The organism is Xenorhabdus sp. SGI240 (genome assembly GCF_040081915.1).
In the GTDB taxonomy this organism is placed as follows: Bacteria; Pseudomonadota; Gammaproteobacteria; order Enterobacterales; family Enterobacteriaceae; genus Xenorhabdus; species Xenorhabdus bakwenae.
The window spans coordinates 1-21,457 of the sequence record NZ_JBEBMB010000041.1; the positions used below are offsets into that span (position 1 = coordinate 1).

14 protein-coding genes and 1 tRNA gene are annotated in these 21,457 nt (G+C 46.1%); 13 read left to right on the forward strand and 2 right to left on the reverse strand.

Going from position 1 to position 21,457, the window contains the following annotated elements; translation table 11 throughout:
* The first annotated feature begins 382 nt into the window (after positions 1 to 382).
* On the forward strand, positions 383 to 1,819 hold the full coding sequence (locus ABLA76_RS10120; protein ID WP_348987830.1) for an FAD-dependent oxidoreductase: 1,437 nt from the start codon (positions 383 to 385) through the stop codon (positions 1,817 to 1,819).
* Between the two features lie 88 nt (positions 1,820 to 1,907).
* Here ABLA76_RS10120 and ABLA76_RS10125 read toward each other — a convergent pair whose 3' ends face one another.
* The gene (locus tag ABLA76_RS10125; protein ID WP_348987831.1) at positions 1,908 to 5,288 is read right to left on the reverse strand and encodes an indolepyruvate ferredoxin oxidoreductase family protein; all 3,381 of its coding nucleotides are present in this window, start codon (positions 5,286 to 5,288) and stop codon (positions 1,908 to 1,910) included.
* Between the two features lie 384 nt (positions 5,289 to 5,672).
* Between ABLA76_RS10125 and ABLA76_RS10130 the strand changes: the two genes are divergently transcribed.
* Positions 5,673 to 5,748, forward strand: a tRNA-Gly gene (locus tag ABLA76_RS10130).
* Positions 5,749 to 6,529: 781 nt separating this feature from the next.
* On the opposite strand, the gene queG is transcribed toward ABLA76_RS10130, so the two are convergent.
* Complete coding sequence (gene queG / locus ABLA76_RS10135; RefSeq protein ID WP_285808790.1) at positions 6,530 to 7,687, reverse strand: tRNA epoxyqueuosine(34) reductase QueG; 1,158 nt, start codon at positions 7,685 to 7,687, stop codon at positions 6,530 to 6,532.
* 205 nt (positions 7,688 to 7,892) lie between these two features.
* Here queG and tsaE point away from each other — a divergent pair, with 205 nt between their 5' ends.
* The 11 genes from tsaE to rnr all read left to right on the forward strand — a co-directional run bounded on the left by tsaE (position 7,893) and on the right by rnr (position 21,453).
* A complete protein-coding gene (tsaE, locus tag ABLA76_RS10140) occupies positions 7,893 to 8,357 on the forward strand; it encodes a tRNA (adenosine(37)-N6)-threonylcarbamoyltransferase complex ATPase subunit type 1 TsaE (RefSeq protein ID WP_348987832.1) in 465 nt (154 codons plus the stop codon).
* Between the two features lie 17 nt (positions 8,358 to 8,374).
* A complete protein-coding gene (amiB, locus tag ABLA76_RS10145) occupies positions 8,375 to 9,688 on the forward strand; it encodes an N-acetylmuramoyl-L-alanine amidase AmiB (protein ID WP_348987844.1) in 1,314 nt (437 codons plus the stop codon).
* 60 nt (positions 9,689 to 9,748) lie between these two features.
* Positions 9,749 to 11,614 (forward strand): DNA mismatch repair endonuclease MutL, encoded by a 1,866-nt coding sequence (gene mutL, locus ABLA76_RS10150; RefSeq protein ID WP_348987833.1) that lies wholly within the window; start codon positions 9,749 to 9,751, stop codon positions 11,612 to 11,614.
* A complete protein-coding gene (miaA, locus tag ABLA76_RS10155; protein ID WP_348987834.1) occupies positions 11,607 to 12,548 on the forward strand; it encodes a tRNA (adenosine(37)-N6)-dimethylallyltransferase MiaA in 942 nt (313 codons plus the stop codon). The genes mutL and miaA overlap by 8 nt, the downstream gene beginning before the upstream one ends.
* Before the next feature lie 121 nt (positions 12,549 to 12,669).
* Entirely contained in the window at positions 12,670 to 12,972 is a 303-nt protein-coding gene (gene hfq, locus ABLA76_RS10160; RefSeq protein WP_047766282.1) for an RNA chaperone Hfq, read from the forward strand.
* A 95-nt stretch (positions 12,973 to 13,067) separates the two neighbouring features.
* Positions 13,068 to 14,348 carry a ribosome rescue GTPase HflX gene (gene hflX / locus ABLA76_RS10165; protein ID WP_047766281.1) on the forward strand — a complete coding sequence of 427 codons (1,281 nt, stop codon included), beginning with the start codon at positions 13,068 to 13,070 and terminating at the stop codon, positions 14,346 to 14,348.
* A gap of 322 nt (positions 14,349 to 14,670) precedes the next feature.
* On the forward strand, positions 14,671 to 15,882 hold the full coding sequence (hflK, locus tag ABLA76_RS10170; protein ID WP_047766280.1) for an FtsH protease activity modulator HflK: 1,212 nt from the start codon (positions 14,671 to 14,673) through the stop codon (positions 15,880 to 15,882).
* Between the two features lie 2 nt (positions 15,883 to 15,884).
* The gene (gene hflC, locus ABLA76_RS10175) at positions 15,885 to 16,874 is read left to right on the forward strand and encodes a protease modulator HflC (RefSeq protein WP_348987835.1); all 990 of its coding nucleotides are present in this window, start codon (positions 15,885 to 15,887) and stop codon (positions 16,872 to 16,874) included.
* Positions 16,875 to 17,065: 191 nt separating this feature from the next.
* Positions 17,066 to 18,364, forward strand: a complete 1,299-nt coding sequence (locus tag ABLA76_RS10180; RefSeq protein WP_348987836.1) for an adenylosuccinate synthase — start codon at positions 17,066 to 17,068, stop codon at positions 18,362 to 18,364.
* Positions 18,365 to 18,541: 177 nt separating this feature from the next.
* Positions 18,542 to 18,961: a nitric oxide-sensing transcriptional repressor NsrR gene (gene nsrR, locus ABLA76_RS10185; RefSeq protein ID WP_047766277.1), complete on the forward strand. Its 420-nt coding sequence runs from the start codon at positions 18,542 to 18,544 to the stop codon at positions 18,959 to 18,961.
* 44 nt (positions 18,962 to 19,005) lie between these two features.
* Entirely contained in the window at positions 19,006 to 21,453 is a 2,448-nt protein-coding gene (gene rnr, locus ABLA76_RS10190; protein WP_348987837.1) for a ribonuclease R, read from the forward strand.
* Positions 21,454 to 21,457 lie beyond the last annotated feature (4 nt).

Here is a 21,457-nt window from a genome sequence, read left to right on the forward strand (position 1 = left end):
TCTCGTTTCCCGCTCCAAATTCAAGACTGTAGATTGCTAGCAAGGTCTGCAAGTCATAAGAAAAGCGCCTAAGCGCGTTTTTTTTGTTTTCAAAATTCCAACCAAAGCCAACAACTTTCTGAATATTCAGCGGTACTGAGATTTGCTCAGTAACAATGTTACGATTCTGTCATATTCATGTTGACGAATATTAAAATCCTTTGGTAGATTGAATTGTTCGTTATAATCACTTATCGAAATCAATTTGACGTGATCTCCCTGCAATGGGAGTGAACGTATGATGGAAGCTCTCCATAATCCAGTTGTCTGCAAAGCATCTCTAATCTGTCCTTAAGGGTTTCTTAAGGATGTTTATCTGTCAATGTGAACAAGGATAGAGCCGATGAAGTATGATGTTATTGTTGTAGGATCTGGTGCCATTGCAGGTTCAATTGCTTATGAACTGGCTAGTCGCCAATTGAAAATATGCAGGTTGGGACGTCTTGATCGTAGCAATGCAGCGTCAAAAGCTGCGGGGGCAATGAATGGCTGTTTTGGTGAAGTGACCAGCGGGCTGATTGCGAGCGATTATGGAAAACTGAAACTCAAAATGGATTGTATCGCGAAAGCGCGTTGGTCAATATGGGCACAGCGTTTAATCGCATCTTCGGGAGATCCCCGTCCTTTATTTACTGCAAAAGGTACTCATGTCATTCTCAATACCGCAGGAATGGCTGCTGTTGATAGTGTTAATTATGATGCGATAGAAAGTATTCTTCGTGAATATAATGAACCCTATGAGGTTGTCGATCCGCAATCGATTAAGGGAATGAAAGCTAACGATTTGGTACGTTCGCTCAAAGGAATTTATATTTCAGAAGAAAATGCCCTTAATTCTCATATATTGCTTGAAATGCTGGATGCTGCTTTTCTCAAGGAAGGGGGAGAACTTATTGATAATAATGTTAAACGTGTTCTTACAGAAAAGGGGGCTATAACCGGTGTTGAAACCATCGACGGAGCGCGTTTTACAGCAAATAAAGTAGTGATTGCAGCAGGAGTGCAGTCACTTGATATATTATCAGACCAGCTTTCTATCGTGCAGAAGATCCCTCCGCTTTTTGCGGGTCATGGAGTTTCTGTTTTACTCAAAGTTAAAAATCCCGATGATTTACCAACATCAGTTATTCGAACACCTAACCGCGCATTTGCTTGTGGATTACATTGTGTTCCGCGTGGTGATGGTATTCTCTACGTTGGTGCGACCAATCTTGTATTCAGCCAACCTCGTAAATATGCAACAGTTGCTACCACACAGTTCCTTTTAGAATGCGCTTACAATCAGATAAACGTTGATTTATTTGCATCTGAGATTATTGCTGTTCAAGTGGGCAATCGACCCATCTCAGCAGATGGCTTTCCCTTGATTGGGGAGTGTGGCATAGATGGGTTGTGGCTTGTGACGGGAACATATCGGGACGGTTTGCATCAATCTCCGCTTTTAGCGGATTATGTTGCAAATGCACTTATGGGGCGACCTAATCTGGATATTGATCTGGGGGATTTTATACCTATCCGTCGGCCCTTAGTGGGACTTAACCGAGAGAAAACTATTTTAGAAGCGGCGCAGCAAACAGTCGCGATGGGTTATGAATATCTCTGGAATATTAAGCCAGGATGGGATGAATTAATCCATGAAGGTTTATACAATAAGTATCGTGCTCACGTTGAATCTATTGATACGATCTATACGCCTCCTCCTGATTTGGTTGCATTCTCTTGCAATGATGAGCAGATAACTAAGCGGTTACGTGATTACTATCGTGTTTGGAAGGGATAGTGTTTGGAAGGCATGAACATTGTATCTATAGTTACTCGCTGTTCGAAAAGTGTTGGACATCATTATTGATAATGTCCAACACGCTTTATCACATCACTTTTTGTAATTCTTTCAGCAATATTTCCTTACGTTCCATCATGTTTTTCATCGCTTTTTGTTTCACATGCCCAAAACCGCGCACCTGATTGGGAAGCTCCGCAATTTGCCGACAGATTGCCAAATTATTGCGTTCCATTTTTTCGATTAAAAAATCAATTAATCGCTCATACTCAAGCAGCAGATTTCTTTCCTGTTTACGCTCTTCCTGATAGCCAAAAATATCAAAAACAGTGCCTCGTAGCGATTTACATGCGGCAAGAAAGCGGAATACAGGGACGATCCACAAGCCATATTCCTTTTTTCCTCGTTGGCCTGTACGGGGATCTTTGCGACTGAAGAGAGGAAGGCTAAGGTGAAAGCGGAGGGTATCTGTATTATCAAATTGTGAGCGGAGCTTATCGAAAAAACCGGTTTTGACGTAGAGTCGGGCGACTTCATATTCATCTTTATACGCCATTAACTTGAATAAGTTTTCAGCAACGGATTGAGTGATTTCTTCTGTATCGATCTGTTGAGCCACCATTTGAACCTGAGCAATACGGTTGAGATAACGCATCGCATATCTTTCATTTTGATAATCAACCAGAAATTGATACCGATGCATAATGAGATCGTCCAGACTTTTTATATTTTCTTGCGGCATAATATTGAGGTGTTTTTGCAGAATATCGGGTTGGGCTGCCGCGATGCGGCCCAGACAGAAAGCTCGTCGGGCATTATCTGCTGAGGCTCCCAGTTCTTGCATCGCATTGTTGATGGCAGTTAATGTGATTGGAATCTTGCCGAGCTGCCAGGCATAACCCATTAATATGATATTGGTTTGGTCTTTGTCACCGACCAGATGTGCAGCCATGATTTCTGCATCAATGGCGTGTAATACTTGTGTATGTTGACTCAGGGTGTCCAGCATTTTGGGGTGATCCAAATCCAGCATAGGGGAGCGAAGCATAGTGCCGACTTGGGTTTCATGGGTGTTCAGTATGCATTTTGTTGATCCCCTTGACATCACTTCCCGTGCATTTTGCCCCGTTGCAGCCACCAAATCGGCGGCGATAACCAGATTAGCGCGCCCGCGATCAATCCTGACTTGATGCAGTTTATCCTGGTCATGGCATAGCCGAATATGGGTTATGGCTTCCCCGCCTTTTTGCGCAAATCCGGTAAAATTGAGCAGACTGACAAAGCAGCCGTCTAATTGCGCCGCATTGGCAAGTAGATGTCCTGCGGTGACGATACCAGTACCGCCGATACCGACTAACAGGATTTCATAAGGTATTTCGGCAGAAGCCAGTGTCGGTTGAGGTAGTTTGTGGATAATTTTATCTAACTCAGTCTGTGTGATGATCTTACTGAGATCCGCACGTGGGTTGGCATTTTCGACAGTGATAAAGCTGGGGCAGAATCCTTTCAGGCAGGACAGATCTGAATTGCAAACGTGTTGGTCTATCTTGCGTTTAGTGCCTAAAGGCGTTTTGACTGGAATTACGGCCAGGCAATTTGATTGTATTTGACAGTCACCACATCCCTCACAGACTAATTCATTGATGACGGCGCGCCGCGTTACTTTTGGCGCTAAACCCCGTTTTCTTTTACGACGTAATTCTGTGGCACAGGCTTGATCGTAGATGAGCACTGTGACGCCAACGATATCCCGAAGACGTTTCTGTACATCCTCCAGATAATCTCGTTCATAGAGTTTCACATTGGCAGGAAGGCAATTTTTATCTTTATATTTATCAAGATCATTTGTCACGACAACCACTTCTTTTACGCCTTCTGCCAGCATTAAAGAAACCATTTGTGCCAGAGTGATATTCCCATCCAGCGGTTGTCCACCTGTCATCGCCACCGCATCATTGAACAGCAATTTGTAAGTAATGTGGCTTCCTGCGGCGACTGATTGGCGAATGGCTAAGTGACCAGAATGGAAGTAGGTGCCATCTCCCAGATTTTGAAAGACATGGGAGCGATTGACAAATGGGGCATGTCCTATCCAGTCAACACCTTCTCCCCCCATTGGCAAAAGGCCGTTTCCGGTATTGCGATCCATCCATGTCGCCATAATATGGCATCCAATACCAGGTTGAGCTTGGCTATCGTCTGGTAAGCGAGTTGAAGTGCTATGGGGGCATCCAGCGCAAAAATAAGGTGTGCGTTTGGGTAAAGTTGCATCGTGCTGAATGGGCGTCGTTGACCATTCGGGTGGCACGGAGAGAAATAAATGGAATTGTTGTAACCATCCAGAAAGTGGGGCGGCAACCCGTGAAGGGCGTAGTTCAACGTCAGCGGGTAACAATTTCTGACCAAGCTGGTTATGCTTACCTATCAGATTGGTCATTTTCTGTAATTTAACCAATTGATGAGCCAGCAGCATCTCAACGATGGCGGCTTTTTCTTCAATAATAAAAATATGACTGACTTGGGTAGCTAGCTCGCTGAGCAGCGGTGATAAAGGATAAACCAAACGGATATGGAGAAAAGCGACGCCTTGTTGGGCCAGATCAGAAGGTGTAAGGCCCCCGACACGCAGGGCTTCCATAACATCCTTATGGGCCTTACCCACCGTTACCAACAAAGCGTGTGGATGTTCGCAGGGGGCGAGCAGGTAATCAATGGGGTTAAGTTTAGCAAACTCTTCGACGGCTTTTAGTTTATAGGCCAATCGCTTTTCAATCTGTGGGCCGGGGAGATCCGGCCAGCGCCAATGCAACCCATCGGGTCCAGGATCAACGTGGGGCACTTTATAATCAGGAAATGGCTTGCTTTCTCTGACGGCACCGCTTTCCACAACTTCACTGATTGCTTTAAAGCCAAACCATGCGCCGCTGACACGTGATGCCGCCCAGCCCCATAAACCGACACTCATATAATCGGCAACTGATGCCGGGTGCAAAACAGGCATACTCCATGCCATCATCGCGAGATCAGATTGGTGGGACATGGACGAAGAGACACAGCCGTGATCGTCTCCGACGATAACCAGCACACCCCCGTTTGGCGAGGAGCCGTAAGCATTGCCATGTTTAAGTGCATCACCGGAACGATCGACGCCTGGCCCTTTGCCGTACCACATACCAAAAACGCCGTTAACCTGTCTGTCAGGGTCTGTTTCGACTTTTTGTGTACCTATCAGTGCATCGGCTGCGAGATCTTCATTGACGGCAGGTTGAAAGCGAATGTTGGCTTGGATAAGTTCTTTGCTGTGTTGCCATAATGTTTGATCTAAGCGGGCTAAAGGAGAGCCACGATAACCTGAAACTAACCCCGCTGTGTTGAGATTGTGGATTTCATCCAACTTAGCTTGAGCGAGTAGAAGGTCAACCAGCGCCTCAGTGCCCGTGACAAATTTAGATTGATAATATCGAGCCATGTTCCTGACCCTCTCTTAAGAGAATAATTATCTAATTAACAACGAAAATTATTGTTAATCTATTTCCATAAAATCGTTAGAACAAGCACAAATCTTATTAGATGTTAGTTAATTGTTTACTTAATGTTAACTTCGTGCTGTTTGGTATTCCAGACAACTGTCGGGGTTATGGTAGGAATTTTTTGTGTCAAACGGGAGTGAATATCTTTTGAGCGTTTAACTCGGAAGTAAAAGCAAAGGGCTTGCCATCTTATCTGAACGCGTTCATAATGGCGCCCGTTCCTGATATGCAGGCTCTAAGAATGACCTATAACTCATAAGGTTAACAGGTATTCAAAATCAGCATTCAGGCATCTCAGGCTAATAATATTAGCTGTCAGCGACGCGGGAATAGCTCAGTTGGTAGAGCACAACCTTGCCAAGGTTGGGGTCGCGAGTTCGAGTCTCGTTTCCCGCTCCAATTTCCTCCATTTTGTTATCTTCTTTCTATAAAAATCTCGTTCAAGACAGATACTGTATCTCCTGTCGAAAGGGTCAGGTTGGTGTAGGATGTGGTTGGGTTAGCGTTTGCTTCAAGGCATCTCCAATATGAGTTGTTTTATGCAGGTGTCCCCTTATCAGACGTTAAGGTGCCTTTATAAGCAGTCCGATTGGGAAGCGTCCAGCACATTATTGGTTGAGAAGATAAGCGTACTTTAATTTGGGGCATAGAGACGCAGCTGGTAAGGCATAATGCGTAAGGAAAAGTGTCAGCGTGAAATGTTGGCACTTATTGCAAGCCTCACCAAAAATAAATTGACGATAAAGCCTTGCTATCCTGCTCCAACAGGTCCATAATGCCGCCTCATTTTTGAATGGGCAGAGGAAAATTTCTCCACTAGCGTCTAGAATGGATGAGTGGGCTATTGCCTTGCTGCTGATTTCTGGTGTTCGAGACTAGAACTCAATTCTTGTTTTTTATCCACAGTTTTTAACATTATCACTCTATTGAGTCACCTGATGATGCTCTACTTGTTACACAGAGTTATCCACAGGAGGATTCTTTGTGTTTGGTTTTCTTGACTTATCATTCACAACAACAGTTCAAACTTAACTTATTGATTAATTAAAGTAATTAACCTAATTTAAAAATAACATGATCAACATTTATTCTCTGTTTGTTAGTTGATCAGCAAAGTATTTTTATTTTATTCACAAGGAAATAAACGGTTTTTTTTACCATAAAACCGGATGGTTGATTATTAGGCGTCTCTGGGTAAGCCTTTGGTTATTGCCCTTATTAATCGTTTTTGTTGTGAGGTTTGAACCTCAATGGCATTCGCATTGCGGCGGGTCATTTGCTGGGCGATCGCCCAGTGGATATGTTCATCCAAAACTTCACTTAAGCCGAACTTTTTTTCCAACGCTAACACGATGTCATCTTGATACGGTGCATTACCTAAGGCGACGGAAATGTTGCGCAACCAGCGCAGATATCCAATACGGCGAATTGCCGAGCCTTCCGTGATACGCAGAAACTTCTCCTCGCTCCAATTGAATAGATCTAATAGCTCAGGAGTATGCAGTACGGCACGTGGGCTAAAATCAGCTTCATCTGTTAATTGAGAAAAACGGTTCCAGGGGCAAATAAGCTGGCAATCATCGCAGCCATAAATCCGGTTACCCATCAGTGGGCGCAGTTCTTCTGGAATAACACCTTCCAATTCAATGGTCAGATATGAGATGCAGCGTCGGGCATCAATGGTGTCAGGCGCAACAATAGCCCCCGTTGGGCAAGTTGTCATGCAGGCTACGCAGCGTCCGCATTGCTCCTCTTGTGGAACATCAATCGGCAGGGGAAGATTAATCAGCAATTCACCGAGGAAAAACCAGGAACCCGATTCACGATTTAATATAAGTGAGTGTTTACCAACCCAACCAAGCCCCGCTTTTGCTGCCAGTGGGCGTTCCATAATCGGAGCGGAATCGACAAAAGGACGAAAATTCAAAGTTCCCTGATATTCATGAGTGCTGCAATATTCTTGGATCTTGTCGCCCAGTTTTTTGAGACGCTGACGTAGCAGTTTGTGATAATCCCGGCCCAACGAATAGCGACTAATATAACCCATTTGCGGATTGTTAAGCGTACTGGCAAACGCGGCTTTAGCAGGCAGATAATTCATGCGTACGCTGATAACCCGCAAAGTCCCCGGCAGAAGCTCATGGGGACGGGCGCGCATCATGCCGTGACGCGCCATCCAGTCCATTTCGCCATGATATTGCTTATCAAGCCATTCTTGTAATCTCGGCTCTTCTGCCGATAAGTCCGTATCACAGATGCCGACTTGCTGGAAGCCAAGGGAAAGGCCCCATTGCTTGATGTTTGTTGCCAGAAGATTCAGATCGAGGGGGGTTGCCATGAAATATCAAATGACTGCTGAAAGAGAGGCGTTAGCTTAACACAGAGGGAATTGAATACAAAAAATGTAGCATGTAGTTGTTACGGTAGCACAGAAGAGACTAAATGATAATGTCTGAATTATGTTATGGTTACTGGTTAATCTATTTAACTGATATTCTACCTGACTAGTTTCTCATTCAATAAATCAAAACAGATATTTTTCAATGAAAGAACTCGTTTTATCACTCCCAAATGAAAATGCCACAGTTGCATTGGGTAATGCAGTGGCGGCAGTTGGCGATCGCGGCTATGTTATTTATCTGTATGGCGATCTTGGTGCAGGAAAAACCACATTCAGCCGTGGTTTTCTGCAAGCTCTCGGCCATCAGGGGCATGTGAAAAGTCCGACTTATACGTTAGTCGAGCCTTATGCCTTACAACCACGGCCTGTCTACCATTTCGATCTTTACCGTCTGGCTGATCCTGAAGAGCTGGAATTTATGGGGATCCGGGATTATTTCCATCAGGACGCTATTTGTCTGGTGGAGTGGCCTCAGCAGGGCACTGGCGTTTTGCCTGATGCAGATATTGAGTTGCACCTGAGTTATGACAGTGAAGGGCGCCAGGCTCGTTTTGTTGCGTCATCTCAATATGGTGAAAGTCTGTTGGATAATTTGAAGTCCTTATGAAGGAATACCCGACTATGATGAATGCCTTTTTCGTGGATGTGATAAAAAAATGGCGTGCCTATTGGGTAATGGCCTGTGTTTTGTTTTTCATGTTAAATCAGCTGGTTATGACGGCAGCATCTGCGGCTACGCTGTCGAATATTCATGTGAAGAATGATCCATCTGAGTCCGTAGTAACGTTGGAATTCACCGGCGGGCATCCTGATTATCGGTTCTTTCTTTTGCATTCTCCTGAACGGTTGGTGGTGGATATTCGCCAAGCCAGTAAGATTGTTGGATTACCGATGATTTTATCCGGCCAGAATCTGGTAAAACAGATACGTTCCAGCCAGCCATCTGATGCACATCATCAGCGCGTGGTGTTGGAATTAGCACATAAGGCTACAGTGACATCTACGGTGAAAAATGTCGGCAATCAATCGCAAGTGATGATGACACTGAAAGCCAATGGAGTGGCGAATAACTCATCGGTATCGAATAAGCCGGCCTTAAAAAATGAAAGTAAGCGCTTGCTTACAAATAATGCTCCCCTGACGGAAAAAGAAACTAAGCCAGTATCGAATCACCGTGAGCAAGGTGTGAAGAAACAGGCAGCTCAATCTGCGCAAGGAAGAGCATTCCACCCAGTTGTCGTTGCCATTGATGCGGGGCATGGCGGGCAAGATCCTGGGGCGATTGGGCAACGGGGGCTGAAAGAAAAGAATGTCACTATTAATGTTGCTCGTAAATTGGAAGCCCTTTTGCGCAATGATCCCATGTTCACGCCGGTGTTGACGCGAAATGGCGATTATTTTATCTCTGTGGCAGGGCGTTCTGAAGTCGCCCGTAAACATAAAGCCAATATACTGGTATCCATTCATGCCGATGCCGCTCCTAATCGCGGTGCCAGAGGTGCTTCTGTATGGGTGCTCTCCAACCGACGTGCAAACAGTGAATTGGGGAACTGGCTGGAACAGCATGAAAAACAATCGGAATTACTGGGCGGTGCGGGAGATGCTCTCGCCAACGGCACTGATCCTTATCTGAGTAAGGCCGTGCTGGATTTGCAATTTGGGCATTCACAACGGGTTGGCTATGATGTTGCCATGCAGGTATTGAGCCAGCTAACCAGAATTGGTTCCCTGCATAAACGTACACCAGAACATGCAAGCCTTGGTGTTTTGCGCTCGCCGGATATTCCGTCCATTTTAGTGGAAACGGGCTTTATCAGTAATGTGTCTGAAGAAACGTTATTAGGCTCCAATCAGTATCAGGAGAAACTGGCACAGGCCATTCATTTGGGATTACGTCACTATTTTCTGGCTAACCCGTTGCAGTCTGCACCAAAGTAACTAAATATACGCCTATCAGAATAGGTTTGACAGGCTCTGAATTGTAAGTAAGGTCACATTATGGCTATCAAGATATTACCCCCACAATTGGCAAACCAGATTGCTGCGGGTGAAGTGGTTGAACGCCCTTCTTCTGTAGTGAAAGAGTTGGTGGAAAATAGCCTTGATGCCGGTGCAACCCGTATTGATATTGATATTGAACGGGGTGGCGCAAAGCTTATCCGTATCCGCGATAATGGCTGTGGGATAGCCAAACAGGATTTGATGCTGGCACTGGCGCGCCATGCGACCAGTAAAATTGCTTCATTGGATGATTTGGAAGCGATTGCCAGCATGGGGTTCCGTGGGGAAGCCTTAGCGAGTATCAGCTCGGTTTCAAGGCTGACATTAACTTCCCGTCCTGAAAGTCAGGCAGAAGCGTGGCAATCTTATGCCGAAGGCCGTGATATGGAGGTCACGGTAAAACCTGCCGCTCATCCTGTGGGGACAACGGTTGAAGTGTTGGATCTGTTTTATAACACGCCTGCCCGTCGAAAATTCCTGAGAACAGAAAAAACGGAATTTGGCCATATTGATGAAATCGTGCGTCGTATCGCTTTGGCGCGGTTGGATGTCGCCATTAACCTGAATCACAATGGGAAATTGATGCGCCAGTACCGTCCCGCTAAAGAGGAATCTCAGCATGAACGGCGTCTGGCAGCCATTTGTGGAACCGCTTTTGTGCAACAGGCGCTGGCGTTGTCATGGCAGCATGATTCCTTGTCTATTAAGGGCTGGGTTGTCGATCCGGTGAATCCGGCCGTGAGCGAGATCCAATATTGCTATGTCAATGGGCGCATGATGCGGGATCGCCTGCTTAATCATGCGATTCGTCAAGCTTATCAGGATTTGATTAAGGGTGAGCAACAACCCGCTTATGTTTTGTATCTCGAAATCGATCCACGACAGGTGGATGTCAATGTACATCCGGCCAAACATGAAGTGCGTTTCCATCAAGCCCGCCTGGTACATGATTTTATTTATCAGGGGGTGGCTGCGGTATTGAAACAACGCGGCACGGGAGATGAACTGGCGCTTGGTTGTCAGGAGAGTGTTACAAGCTGGGTGCCGGAGAATCGCCCTTCTGCGGGAGAAAACCATTTTACCCGTAAGCGTGTTGAACAAGCGGATGAGGCCTCTTCACGACGTCATGAGCATCATGATCGTGGTATGCAACAAATACATCATGGGGAAAGCTACCAGAAAAAACAGGGGGAGTTGTACCAAAAAATGATGCAATTCTCCCCGGAAGAAAAACGCCCATTATTTCCAGAGCGGGGTGCGCGGGAAGGTGTATCGGTTTCTGCGACTCCTGTGCCATCGGGGCAGGGGAAACATAGCTTTGGAAAAGTATTGTGTATCTATGCAGGTTGTTATGCTTTGCTCGAATCGCCATTGGGAATCGGGCTGCTTTCTCTGCCAGTTGCTGGGCGCTGGCTGAAACAGGCGCAACTGACCCCCGGAGAACAGGGGCTGAAATCCCAGCCATTATTGATCCCGCTGAAACTTGCTCTCAATCAGTCAGAAATGCATGTCTTAAAGCAGAATAGTGACTTGTTAAAGACTTTTGGTATTGAATCGACAGTCGCACATGGAAAAGTAACCATTCATGCGGTATCGTTGCCTCTGCGTCAACAGAACCTGCCGAAACTCTTGCCGGAACTGTTGGGTTATCTTGGGGAACAGTCAGCCGCTTCTGTTGAGCAAGTTGCCAGTTGGCTTTCCCGTCACGTGGATAGTGAGCATGAAACGTGGAACATCGCGCAAGCTGTCCAGCTTTTGGCTGATGTCGAACGCCTTTGCCCTCAGCTGGTGGGATCGCCGCCGGATGGGTTATTACAGTTAATTGATTTACAAGCAGTGGTGGCATTCCTTAATCATGAGTGATTTAAAAACTCAACACCTGCCGACAGCCATTTTTATCATGGGACCGACGGCTTCAGGGAAAACGGCGTTATCGATCGCCTTGCGCTGGCATCTTCCGGTTGAATTAATCAGTGTCGATTCTGCGTTAATTTATCGTGGAATGGATATTGGGACAGCAAAACCTTCCGCAGAAGAGCAGGCACTGGCACCTCATCGTTTGATCGATATTCTTGACCCTGCGGCAGTCTATTCTGCTGCTGATTTTCGCCGTGATGCATTGCAAGAAATGGCTGAAATCACGGCGGCTGGGAGAATACCACTCCTGGTTGGTGGAACCATGCTATATTTCAAAGCATTGTTGGAAGGATTATCGCCTTTACCTTCCGCAGAGCCTGAGATGAGGGCGCAGATTGAACAACAGGCCGCAGAGCTAGGATGGGACGAATTACATCGACAATTACAGGAAATTGATCCCGTTTCTGCGGCAAGGATTCATCCTAATGATCCACAACGTCTTACTCGTGCACTGGAAGTTTTTCGGATTTCGGGTAAAACTCTAACGGAGTTGACTGAAACGTCTGGAGAAATATTGCCTTATCGAGTTCATCAATTTGCGATCGCGCCGACAAGTCGTGAAATGTTGCATCAGCGTATCGCAGCCCGTTTTGAACAAATGATCAAATCAGGGTTTGAAGATGAGGTAAAAGCACTTTATGCTCGTAGTGATTTGCATACCGATTTACCCTCCATTCGTTGTGTTGGTTATCGTCAGATGTGGTCTTACCTCGCGGGCGAAATCTCTCATGATGAGATGGTTTACCGTGGTATCTGTGCGACACGCCAATTGGCGAAGCGTCAGATCACGTGGCTCAGGAGTTGGGACAATGTGGCGTGGTTGGATAGCGATCAACCTAAACAAAACCTAAACACAGTCATGCAGGTTGTTAGTACATAAATTCATTGATTGTGTACAATTGATCAGTACCAGTGATCAATACAAAGTGTCATTTTTGAGTAGTTAATTTTTCGAACCAACAGGTTCTTAGTGAAAAACAACAAAATAAGGAAAATATAGAATGGCTAAGGGGCAATCTCTGCAAGATCCATTCCTGAACGCTTTACGACGTGAAAGGGTCCCGGTTTCTATTTATTTGGTCAATGGCATCAAATTACAGGGTCAGATTGAATCTTTTGACCAGTTTGTCATTTTACTGAAGAACACGGTGAGCCAGATGGTTTATAAGCATGCCATCTCTACTGTTGTACCTTCCCGTCCAGTGTCTCATCATGGTAACAACCCGAATGTGCCGACTGGCGTTGGTAATTATCATGCTGGCACGAACTCGGCAGTACAACAGGAAAGCGATGGCGCTGAATAAATCAGCCGCCGTGCCTGAAAATAAAAACATAGGTAGGGAGACTTTACCTATGTTTTTTCTTATTGGATTTTTACTCAGCCTGAGGGGTTGCACCGTTGTTTGATCGTTATGAAGGCGGAGAGTTAGCCGTTCTGGTGCATGTTTTCTTCTCACAGGAAAAAGATACGGAAAATCTCAGTGAATTCGAGTCATTGGTAACTTCCGCAGGTGTTTCTCCTGTGCAGATTGTAACCGGAAGCCGGAAGGCACCTCATCCGAAATATTTTGTCGGAGAGGGCAAGGCAGAGGAAATTGCTGAAGCTGTCAAAAACAGCGGTGCAGATGTGGTGTTATTTAACCATACCCTCAGTCCTGCTCAGGAACGTAATCTTGAACGCTTGTGTCAATGCCGTGTCGTTGATCGCACGGGCGTGATTCTGGATATTTTTGCCCAACGGGCAAGGACGCACGAAGGCAAGTTGCAAGTCGAACTGGCACAGTTGCGTCATCTGTCCACCCGTCTGGTTCGAGGCTGGACTCACCTTGAACGCCAAAAAGGGGGGATCGGGCTGCGTGGGCCTGGGGAAACCCAGTTGGAAAGTGACCGCCGTATGCTGCGTGACAAAATCAAACAGATTTTGGGGCGCCTCAACAAAGTTGAAAAGCAGCGTGAACAGGGGCGTCAGGCACGTAATAAAGCCGATATCCCCACCGTCTCTCTTGTCGGTTACACCAATGCCGGAAAGTCCAGTCTATTCAATAAAATCACTTCTGCCGATGTTTATGCGGCTGACCAGCTTTTTGCCACTCTGGATCCGACATTGCGCCGAATAGAGGTGGATGATGTTGGTACGGTTGTTTTGGCTGATACAGTTGGTTTTATCCGCCATTTACCCCATGATTTGGTGGCAGCGTTCAAGGCGACTTTGCAGGAAACTCGGCAGGCGAGATTATTACTGCATGTGGTTGATGCGGCTGATCCTCGCTTCGATGAAAACATTATCGCTGTTGACTGTGTTCTTGAAGAGATTGAATCCAATGAGATCCCTTCGCTGATGGTGATGAATAAAATCGATATGTTAGAAGATTTTATTCCCCGCATTGATCGTGATGAAGAAAATCGTCCGGTCAGAGTTTGGTTATCTGCACAAACCGGCGCAGGTATTCCTTTATTATTGCAGGCATTGACTGAGCGCCTTTCAGGTGAAATTGCGCACTATAAATTGCATCTTCCACCTGAAGCAGGGCGTTTGCGTAGCCGTTTTTATCAGCTTCAGGCCATTGAACGTGAATGGATGGAAGAAAATGGCCAGGTTGGTGTTGAAGTCAGGATGCCAATGGTCGATTGGCGCCGTCTGTGCAAACAAGAACCAAAATTACCCGACTATGTTGTCTGATTGATTGGCGCAGGACAACAAACAAGGTATCATTTTATCCGTCATTTCAAGGTGCTTATAGTGATGGAGTGGCAGAGATGAAATGGCGGTGATGAAATGACTGTGCCAGAATTGCAGTAACAGGATCAGCACTGTCAAAAGTTATCACCCAATAATATTGGTTGCTTACAAAAACGATGAAGTTCGTCGTTTCTGCCCACGGAGGCCGTTGTCAAACCTGTCAGGGACAGGCAACGGTCTGTGAAGTGGGAAGCCTCACCCATCTGGGTGGAGAGCAGTCACCTCTGAAAAACCAGTAAAAACTAGAAAGTGGAGCTAAAACATGGCGTGGAATCAGCCCGGTAATAACGGACAAGACCGCGACCCGTGGGGAAGCAGCAATAATAATGGCGGCAACTCCGGCGGCAACAATAAAGGTGGTCGTAACCGTGGGGCAACTGATCTCGACGATCTGTTCCGTAAGCTGAGTGAAAAACTCGGTGGTCTCGGTGGAAACAAAGGTGGAAATGGTTCTGGGCAGAACCCTAAACTTGGCGGGCGTCTTATTGGCCTTGCCGTTGCTGCTGCAATTGCTGTTTGGGTTGTAAGTGGTTTTTATACGATTAAAGAATCGGACCGTGGTGTCGTTACTCGATTTGGTAAGTTTAGTCATGTTGTACAGCCCGGCTTGAATTGGAAAATGACGTTTATCGATCAAGTCAGGCCTGTTAACATTGAGTCTGTGCGCGATTTGGCAACGACCGGTGCCATGCTGACCTCAGATGAAAACGTTGTATTGGCTGAAATGAACGTCCAATACCGCGTGACTGATCCATCCGCTTATCTCTTCAGCGTTACCAATCCTGATGATAGCTTGCGTCAAGCTACAGACAGTGCCGTGCGCGGTGTTGTTGGTAAATATTCGATGGAAACCAACCTGACGGAAGGACGTACTGTTGTCCGTAACGATACTCAGAAAGTGCTGGAAGAGACGATCCGTCCATACCATATGGGCATTACTGTGGTCGATGTAAACTTCCAGGCCGCCCGTCCGCCAGAAGAGGTTAAAGCTGCATTCGATGATGTGATCGCAGCACGTGAACAGAAGCAGCAAACCATTCGTGAATCTCGAGCTTACGAGAACGAAGTATTACCTAAAGCGAAAGGTGAAGCGCAGCGTATTATTGAAGATGCCAAAGCCTATAAAGTTAGCGCGGTATTAAATGCGAAGGGTGAAGTGGCGAGTTTTGCCAAAATCTTACCTGAATATAAGGCGGCGCCAGAAATTACGCGTGAACGTTTGTATATCGAGACGATGGAACGTGTGTTGAGCAATACACGTAAAGTCATTGCAAGCGACAAGAGTAACAACGTGCTGTTATTGCCATTAGATAACGTGGTGAAAGATCAGGCGAAAGTTCAGCAACATATATCCAGTAACACGGCAGTGCAGAAAATGATCCGTCAGAATCAACCTACGCCACAACGGGAATCTAACACTTATGGTGGTAGCGATAACCTGCGCGGTGATTCGGTCAGAACAGGGAGACCATAATCATGCGTAATTCATTCATTGTTGTAATTATTGCGGTATTGGTTGTTCTCTATTCATCAATCTTTACTGTAAAAGAAGGTGAACGTGGCATTGTACTGCGTTTTAGTAAGGTTGTACGTGATGCAGAGAATAAACCGATCATTTATGAGCCGGGCCTGCATTTCAAAATTCCGTTTGTAGAAACAGTTAAAACCCTTGATGCCCGTATCCAGACGTTGGATATCAAGGCTGACCGTTTCCTGACACGTGAAAATAAGGACCTGATCGTTGATTCTTATTTGAAGTGGCGCATTAATGATTTCAGCCGTTACTATCTGGCTACCGGTGGCGGTGATATTAACCGGGCTGAAATAATGCTGAGACGTAAATTCAGTGACCGCTTGCGTTCTGAAATTGGTCGTCTTGATGTGCGCGGTATTGTGACTGATTCCCGTGGTCGTTTAACTACCGATGTGCGTGATGCCCTGAACCAGGGGACTCACGAAGAGAATGATGCAACAGATGTCGATACTGCCATTGCATCGGCTGCGGCCTTGGTAGAAAAAGAGACGAAAGGCAAGCAACCTGCCATCAATCCAAACAGTATGGCGGCGTTAGGTATTGAGGTTGTTGACGTTCGTATCAAACAGATCAACTTGCCACAGGAAATTTCAGAAGCGATTTACCAGCGTATGCGTGCTGACCGTGAAGCCGAAGCGCGTCTCCTGCGTTCCGAAGGTTCGGAAGAAGCGGAAAAGATCCGGGCTGCTGCTGATAAAACAGCAACTGAAATCAGGGCAGAAGCACAGAGTGAAGCACTGGTTTTACATGGTGAAGGTGATGCGGAAGCCACAAAACTCTTTGCGGATGCATTCAATCAGGACCCCGAATTCTATGCATTTATCCGTAGCCTGCGTGCTTACGAGAAGAGCTTCAAGAATGACGGTAATGATGTCATGGTACTCAGTCCAGATACTGACTTCTTCCGTTATATGAAAGCACCAGCGAAGTAATGTCCTCTTAACTTACTGTAAGCCACTGTAAAAAAAAGACAGTGGCTTTTATATACCGCTATAATTACCAATTGTTTATTTATCTCCCTATTTATATAACTAAACGAAATAACAAGAAGTAATAAAAAATACTGAAAGGTGCTAAATGAGATGGTAGAATCCATTTTTAAGCAACCGAGTGAACTTTTGAAATGGGTAAGAACGTTGTCGTATTGGGCACCCAATGGGGTGACGAGGGCAAGGGTAAAATCGTCGACTTGCTGACTGAACGGGCTAAATACGTAGTTCGTTATCAAGGGGGCCATAACGCGGGCCATACACTAGTCATCAACGGTGAAAAAACCGTTCTCCACTTAATTCCATCCGGGATCTTACGTGAAAATGTCATTAGCATTATCGCAAATGGGGTCGTTTTAGCACCAGATGCTTTGATGAAAGAGATGAAAGAGCTTGAATCACGTGGGATCCCTGTACGTGAGCGCCTGCTTATTTCTGAAGCTTGTCCGCTGATCCTGCCTTACCATGTTGCATTGGATAACGCCCGCGAAAAAGCGCGTGGAGCCAAGGCGATTGGTACAACAGGTCGTGGTATTGGTCCTGCGTACGAAGACAAAGTCGCACGCCGTGGCTTGCGTGTGGGTGATCTGTTTGATAAAGAAACTTTCGCTGTCAAACTGAAAGAAATCATCGACTACCACAACTTCCAGTTAGTTAACTACTACAAAGAACCTGCCGTTGATTACCAGAAAACCTTAGATGACATTTTGGCTGTTGCCGATATCCTGACGGGCATGGTAGTTGACGTTTCTGACTTGCTGTATAAAGCAACCCAGAAAGGTGAATTGGTAATGTTTGAAGGTGCGCAGGGTACTCTGTTGGATATCGACCACGGTACTTATCCTTATGTGACTTCTTCCAACACCACTGCGGGTGGCGTTGCAACGGGTTCTGGCCTGGGTCCACGTTATGTTGATTATGTACTGGGTATCATCAAGGCTTACTCTACTCGTGTAGGGGCCGGCCCATTCCCCACTGAGCTGTTTGATGAAACAGGTGAATACCTGCGTCAGAAAGGTCAGGAATTTGGCGCGACGACAGGTCGTAGCCGTCGTACTGGCTGGTTGGATATGGTAGCTATTCGTCGCGCGATCCAAATCAACTCTCTGTCTGGCTTCTGCATGACCAAACTGGATGTGCTGGATGGCTTGAAAGAAGTGAAAATCTGCGTGGGTTATCGCCTGCCTGATGGCACGGTCATTGACACGACGCCACTGGCCGCAGAAAACTGGGAAGGTCTTGAAGCAGTCTATGAAGCCCTGCCTGGTTGGGATGACAGTACTTTTGGCGTGAAAGATCACAGCCAGTTGCCACAAGCAGCATTGAACTACATCAAACGTGTAGAAGAGCTGACAGGCGTTCCTGTTGATATTATTTCTACAGGCCCAGATCGTGCGGAAACCATGATCCTGCGTGATCCCTTTGATGCTTAATCGATAGATTTACCTTTTATGCGCACATGACCGGGCTTATTGCCCGGTTTTTGTTTTCTCCCGTTTTGCTTAATTTTTAAAATACCCACATAATGATGATTAACTAACGAAAACCAATAAACATACATTTTTTGGTGCCAAATAAGCTCCGTTATATTCAGTCTCCCAGAGGTGAGTGTGCAGTTAACCAGTTTTACCGATTATGGATTACGTGCTTTGATTTATATGGCCTCTCTACCAGAAGGCCAAATGACGAGTATTACAGAAGTCACTGAAGTTTATGGTGTCTCACGTAACCATATGGTAAAAATTATCAATCAGCTGAGTCATTTAGGATTAGTGAATGCTGTCAGGGGGAAAAATGGCGGCATCAGTTTAGGGAAACCTGCCAACGAGATCAAAATTGGTGATGTAGTTCGCTCATTAGAACCTCTGTCATTGGTTAACTGTAGTGCCTGTCAAATCACGCCTGCATGTCGCTTAAAGTCGGTCTTGAATCAAGCGGTAGAAAATTTTTTGGAAGAGTTGGATAAACATACTGTGGCCGATATGGTCAAAGACAATCGTCCCCTTTATCAATTACTTTTGGTTAAGTGACGCAAGGGGATAAACAGCTTGCTGATGACAATAGAGGAATGATGATGTCAAAAGATCCTTTTCAGGAACGAGAAGCTGCAAAATACGAATCTCCTATCCCAAGCCGTGAATACATCTTGGATATCATTTCTAAACACGCCACGCCGGTAAGCCGTCAGGAACTCGCACAGGAACTTCAGTTAACCACTCCAGATGCACTGGAAGCACTGCGCCGCCGTTTGCGGGCAATGGAACGTGATGGGCAGTTGGTTTTTACCCGCCGGCAATGTTATGCGTTACCAGAGCGGCTGGATTTATTGAAAGGCACGGTGATTGGACACCGCGATGGCTATGGTTTTCTGCGTGTGGAAGGCCATAAAGAAGACTATTACCTGCCAGCCGACCAGATGAAAATGGCGATCCACGGCGAGGTGGTACTGGCACAGCCCTTGCAACCAGACAGAAAAGGTCGCGTTGAAGTGCGTATCGTGCGGGTTTTGGAACCCAAGAATAGCCAGATTGTTGGCCGGTATTTTATGGATGCTGGTATGGGATTTGTCGTCCCTGATGATAGCCGTCTCTGTTTCGATATCTTGATCCCAAAAGAAGCAACTTGCGGGGCAAGAATGGGGAATGTCGTGGTGGTTGAATTGACAAATCGCCCGACTCGTCGGACTAAAGCCATCGGTAAAATTGTTGAAGTGCTGGGTGAAACCATGGGAACGAACATGGCGGTTGAGATCGCACTACGTACCCATGAAATTCCCCATAGCTGGCCTCCGATGGTAGAAAAACAGATTGCGGGTTTGGCTGAACATGTACCGGAATCGGCCAAACAAGGCCGTGTAGATTTACGAGCGTTGCCGTTGGTGACGATTGATGGCGAAGATGCACGAGACTTTGATGATGCGGTGTATTGCGAAAGAAAACGGGGTGGCGGTTGGCGATTGTGGGTAGCGATTGCTGATGTCAGCTACTATGTTCGCCCGCAAACCGCTTTGGATATGGAAGCACGCAGCCGTGGTAACTCGGTTTACTTCCCATCCCAGGTTGTCCCCATGCTGCCGGAAGTACTGTCTAACGGATTGTGCTCCCTCAATCCAGAAGTTGATCGCCTGTGTATGGTGTGTGAAATGACGGTCTCCGACCAGGGCAAGCTCTCTTCCTACAAGTTTTATGAAGCGGTGATGAATTCACACGCCCGTTTGACCTATACCAAAGTCTGGAAGATTTTGCAGGGGGATCAAGAGTTGCGTGAGCACTATAAGCCGCTGGTGCAACCTATTGAATATCTGCATGAGCTTTATCAGGCACTGGAACAAGCGCGTGAACAGCGTGGCGCTATTTCGTTTGAATCGGAAGAAGCCAAGTTTATCTTTAATGCAGAGCGTCGCATTGAGCGCATAGAACCCGTGGTACGCAACGATGCGCATAAACTTATCGAAGAGTGTATGATCTTGGCGAATATTGCCGCAGCCCGTTTTGTTGAAAAACACCATGAGCCAGCGTTATATCGCATCCATGATCGACCAAGAGAAGAGAGTATCCTGAACCTGCGTTCAGTCTTCAATGAGTTAGGATTGAGTTTGTTGGGTGGCCTGACGCCAGAACCGAAAGATTATGCGCAATTGATGAAACAAGTCGCGGATCGACCCGATCACGAGTTACTGCAAACGATGCTGTTGCGCTCTATGAAGCAGGCGATCTATGAGCCGGAGAATCGGGGGCATTTTGGTTTAGCATTGCGCTCTTATTCTCATTTCACTTCGCCAATCCGCCGCTACCCTGATTTGGCTTTGCATCGTGCGATTAAGTACTTATTGGCACAAGAAAATGGTGTTATTGAGCATAACGGGACGCCAACAGGGGGTTGGCACAACGATATGGAGCAAATGCTGCAATTGGGTGACCACTGTTCCATGACTGAGCGCCGTGCTGACGAAGCGACAAGGGATGTGGCCGACTGGCTGAAATGTGATTTCATGCAAGATCAGGTGGGTAATGTTTTTACCGGATTGATTACCAGCGTGACAGGTTTCGGTTTCTTTGTTCGCTTAAATGATCTGTTTATTGATGGCTTGGTACATGTTTCGACGTTGAATAACGATTATTATCGATATGATAACGTCGGCCAGCGTTTGATTGGTGAGTCTTCTGGAACAACTTATCGCCTCGGTGATGAAGTCGAGATTCGGGTAGAAGCGGTTCATATGGATGAACGCAATATTGATTTTGCCTTACTTTCAACAACCCGTACAGCGCGTAATCAAGGCAAGACGGCACGCGATAAGGCGAAAAAAGGTACGCCAGAGCGTAAAAGTGGTAAAAAAGGTCGTGATCATAAAAAATCAGCCAATTTTGAGTCAGATAGCGCCTTTCGTAAAAAGAAAAGTACGGAAAAGCCTAAAGAATCTAAGCCAGGTAAAAAGAAAAAACCGTCAAGCAAGACTCAAAAAATTACGGCAAAACTGAAAGCGAAGCGTGCGAAAAAAACGCAAGCTGATCACGAGTAAAAAC

Bases quoted from the DNA above. Each gene is read 5' to 3' on its own strand.
- ABLA76_RS10120 (WP_348987830.1), top strand. From the start codon at position 383: ATGAAGTATGATGTTATTGTTGTAGGATCTGGTGCCATTGCAGGTTCA.
- ABLA76_RS10125 (WP_348987831.1), bottom strand. From the start codon at position 5,288: ATGGCTCGATATTATCAATCTAAATTTGTCACGGGCACTGAGGCGCTG.
- queG (WP_285808790.1), bottom strand. From the start codon at position 7,687: ATGGCAACCCCCCTCGATCTGAATCTTCTGGCAACAAACATCAAGCAA.
- tsaE (WP_348987832.1), top strand. From the start codon at position 7,893: ATGAAAGAACTCGTTTTATCACTCCCAAATGAAAATGCCACAGTTGCA.
- amiB (WP_348987844.1), top strand. From the start codon at position 8,375: ATGAATGCCTTTTTCGTGGATGTGATAAAAAAATGGCGTGCCTATTGG.
- mutL (WP_348987833.1), top strand. From the start codon at position 9,749: ATGGCTATCAAGATATTACCCCCACAATTGGCAAACCAGATTGCTGCG.
- miaA (WP_348987834.1), top strand. From the start codon at position 11,607: ATGAGTGATTTAAAAACTCAACACCTGCCGACAGCCATTTTTATCATG.
- hfq (WP_047766282.1), top strand. From the start codon at position 12,670: ATGGCTAAGGGGCAATCTCTGCAAGATCCATTCCTGAACGCTTTACGA.
- hflK (WP_047766280.1), top strand. From the start codon at position 14,671: ATGGCGTGGAATCAGCCCGGTAATAACGGACAAGACCGCGACCCGTGG.
- hflC (WP_348987835.1), top strand. From the start codon at position 15,885: ATGCGTAATTCATTCATTGTTGTAATTATTGCGGTATTGGTTGTTCTC.
- ABLA76_RS10180 (WP_348987836.1), top strand. From the start codon at position 17,066: ATGGGTAAGAACGTTGTCGTATTGGGCACCCAATGGGGTGACGAGGGC.
- rnr (WP_348987837.1), top strand. From the start codon at position 19,006: ATGTCAAAAGATCCTTTTCAGGAACGAGAAGCTGCAAAATACGAATCT.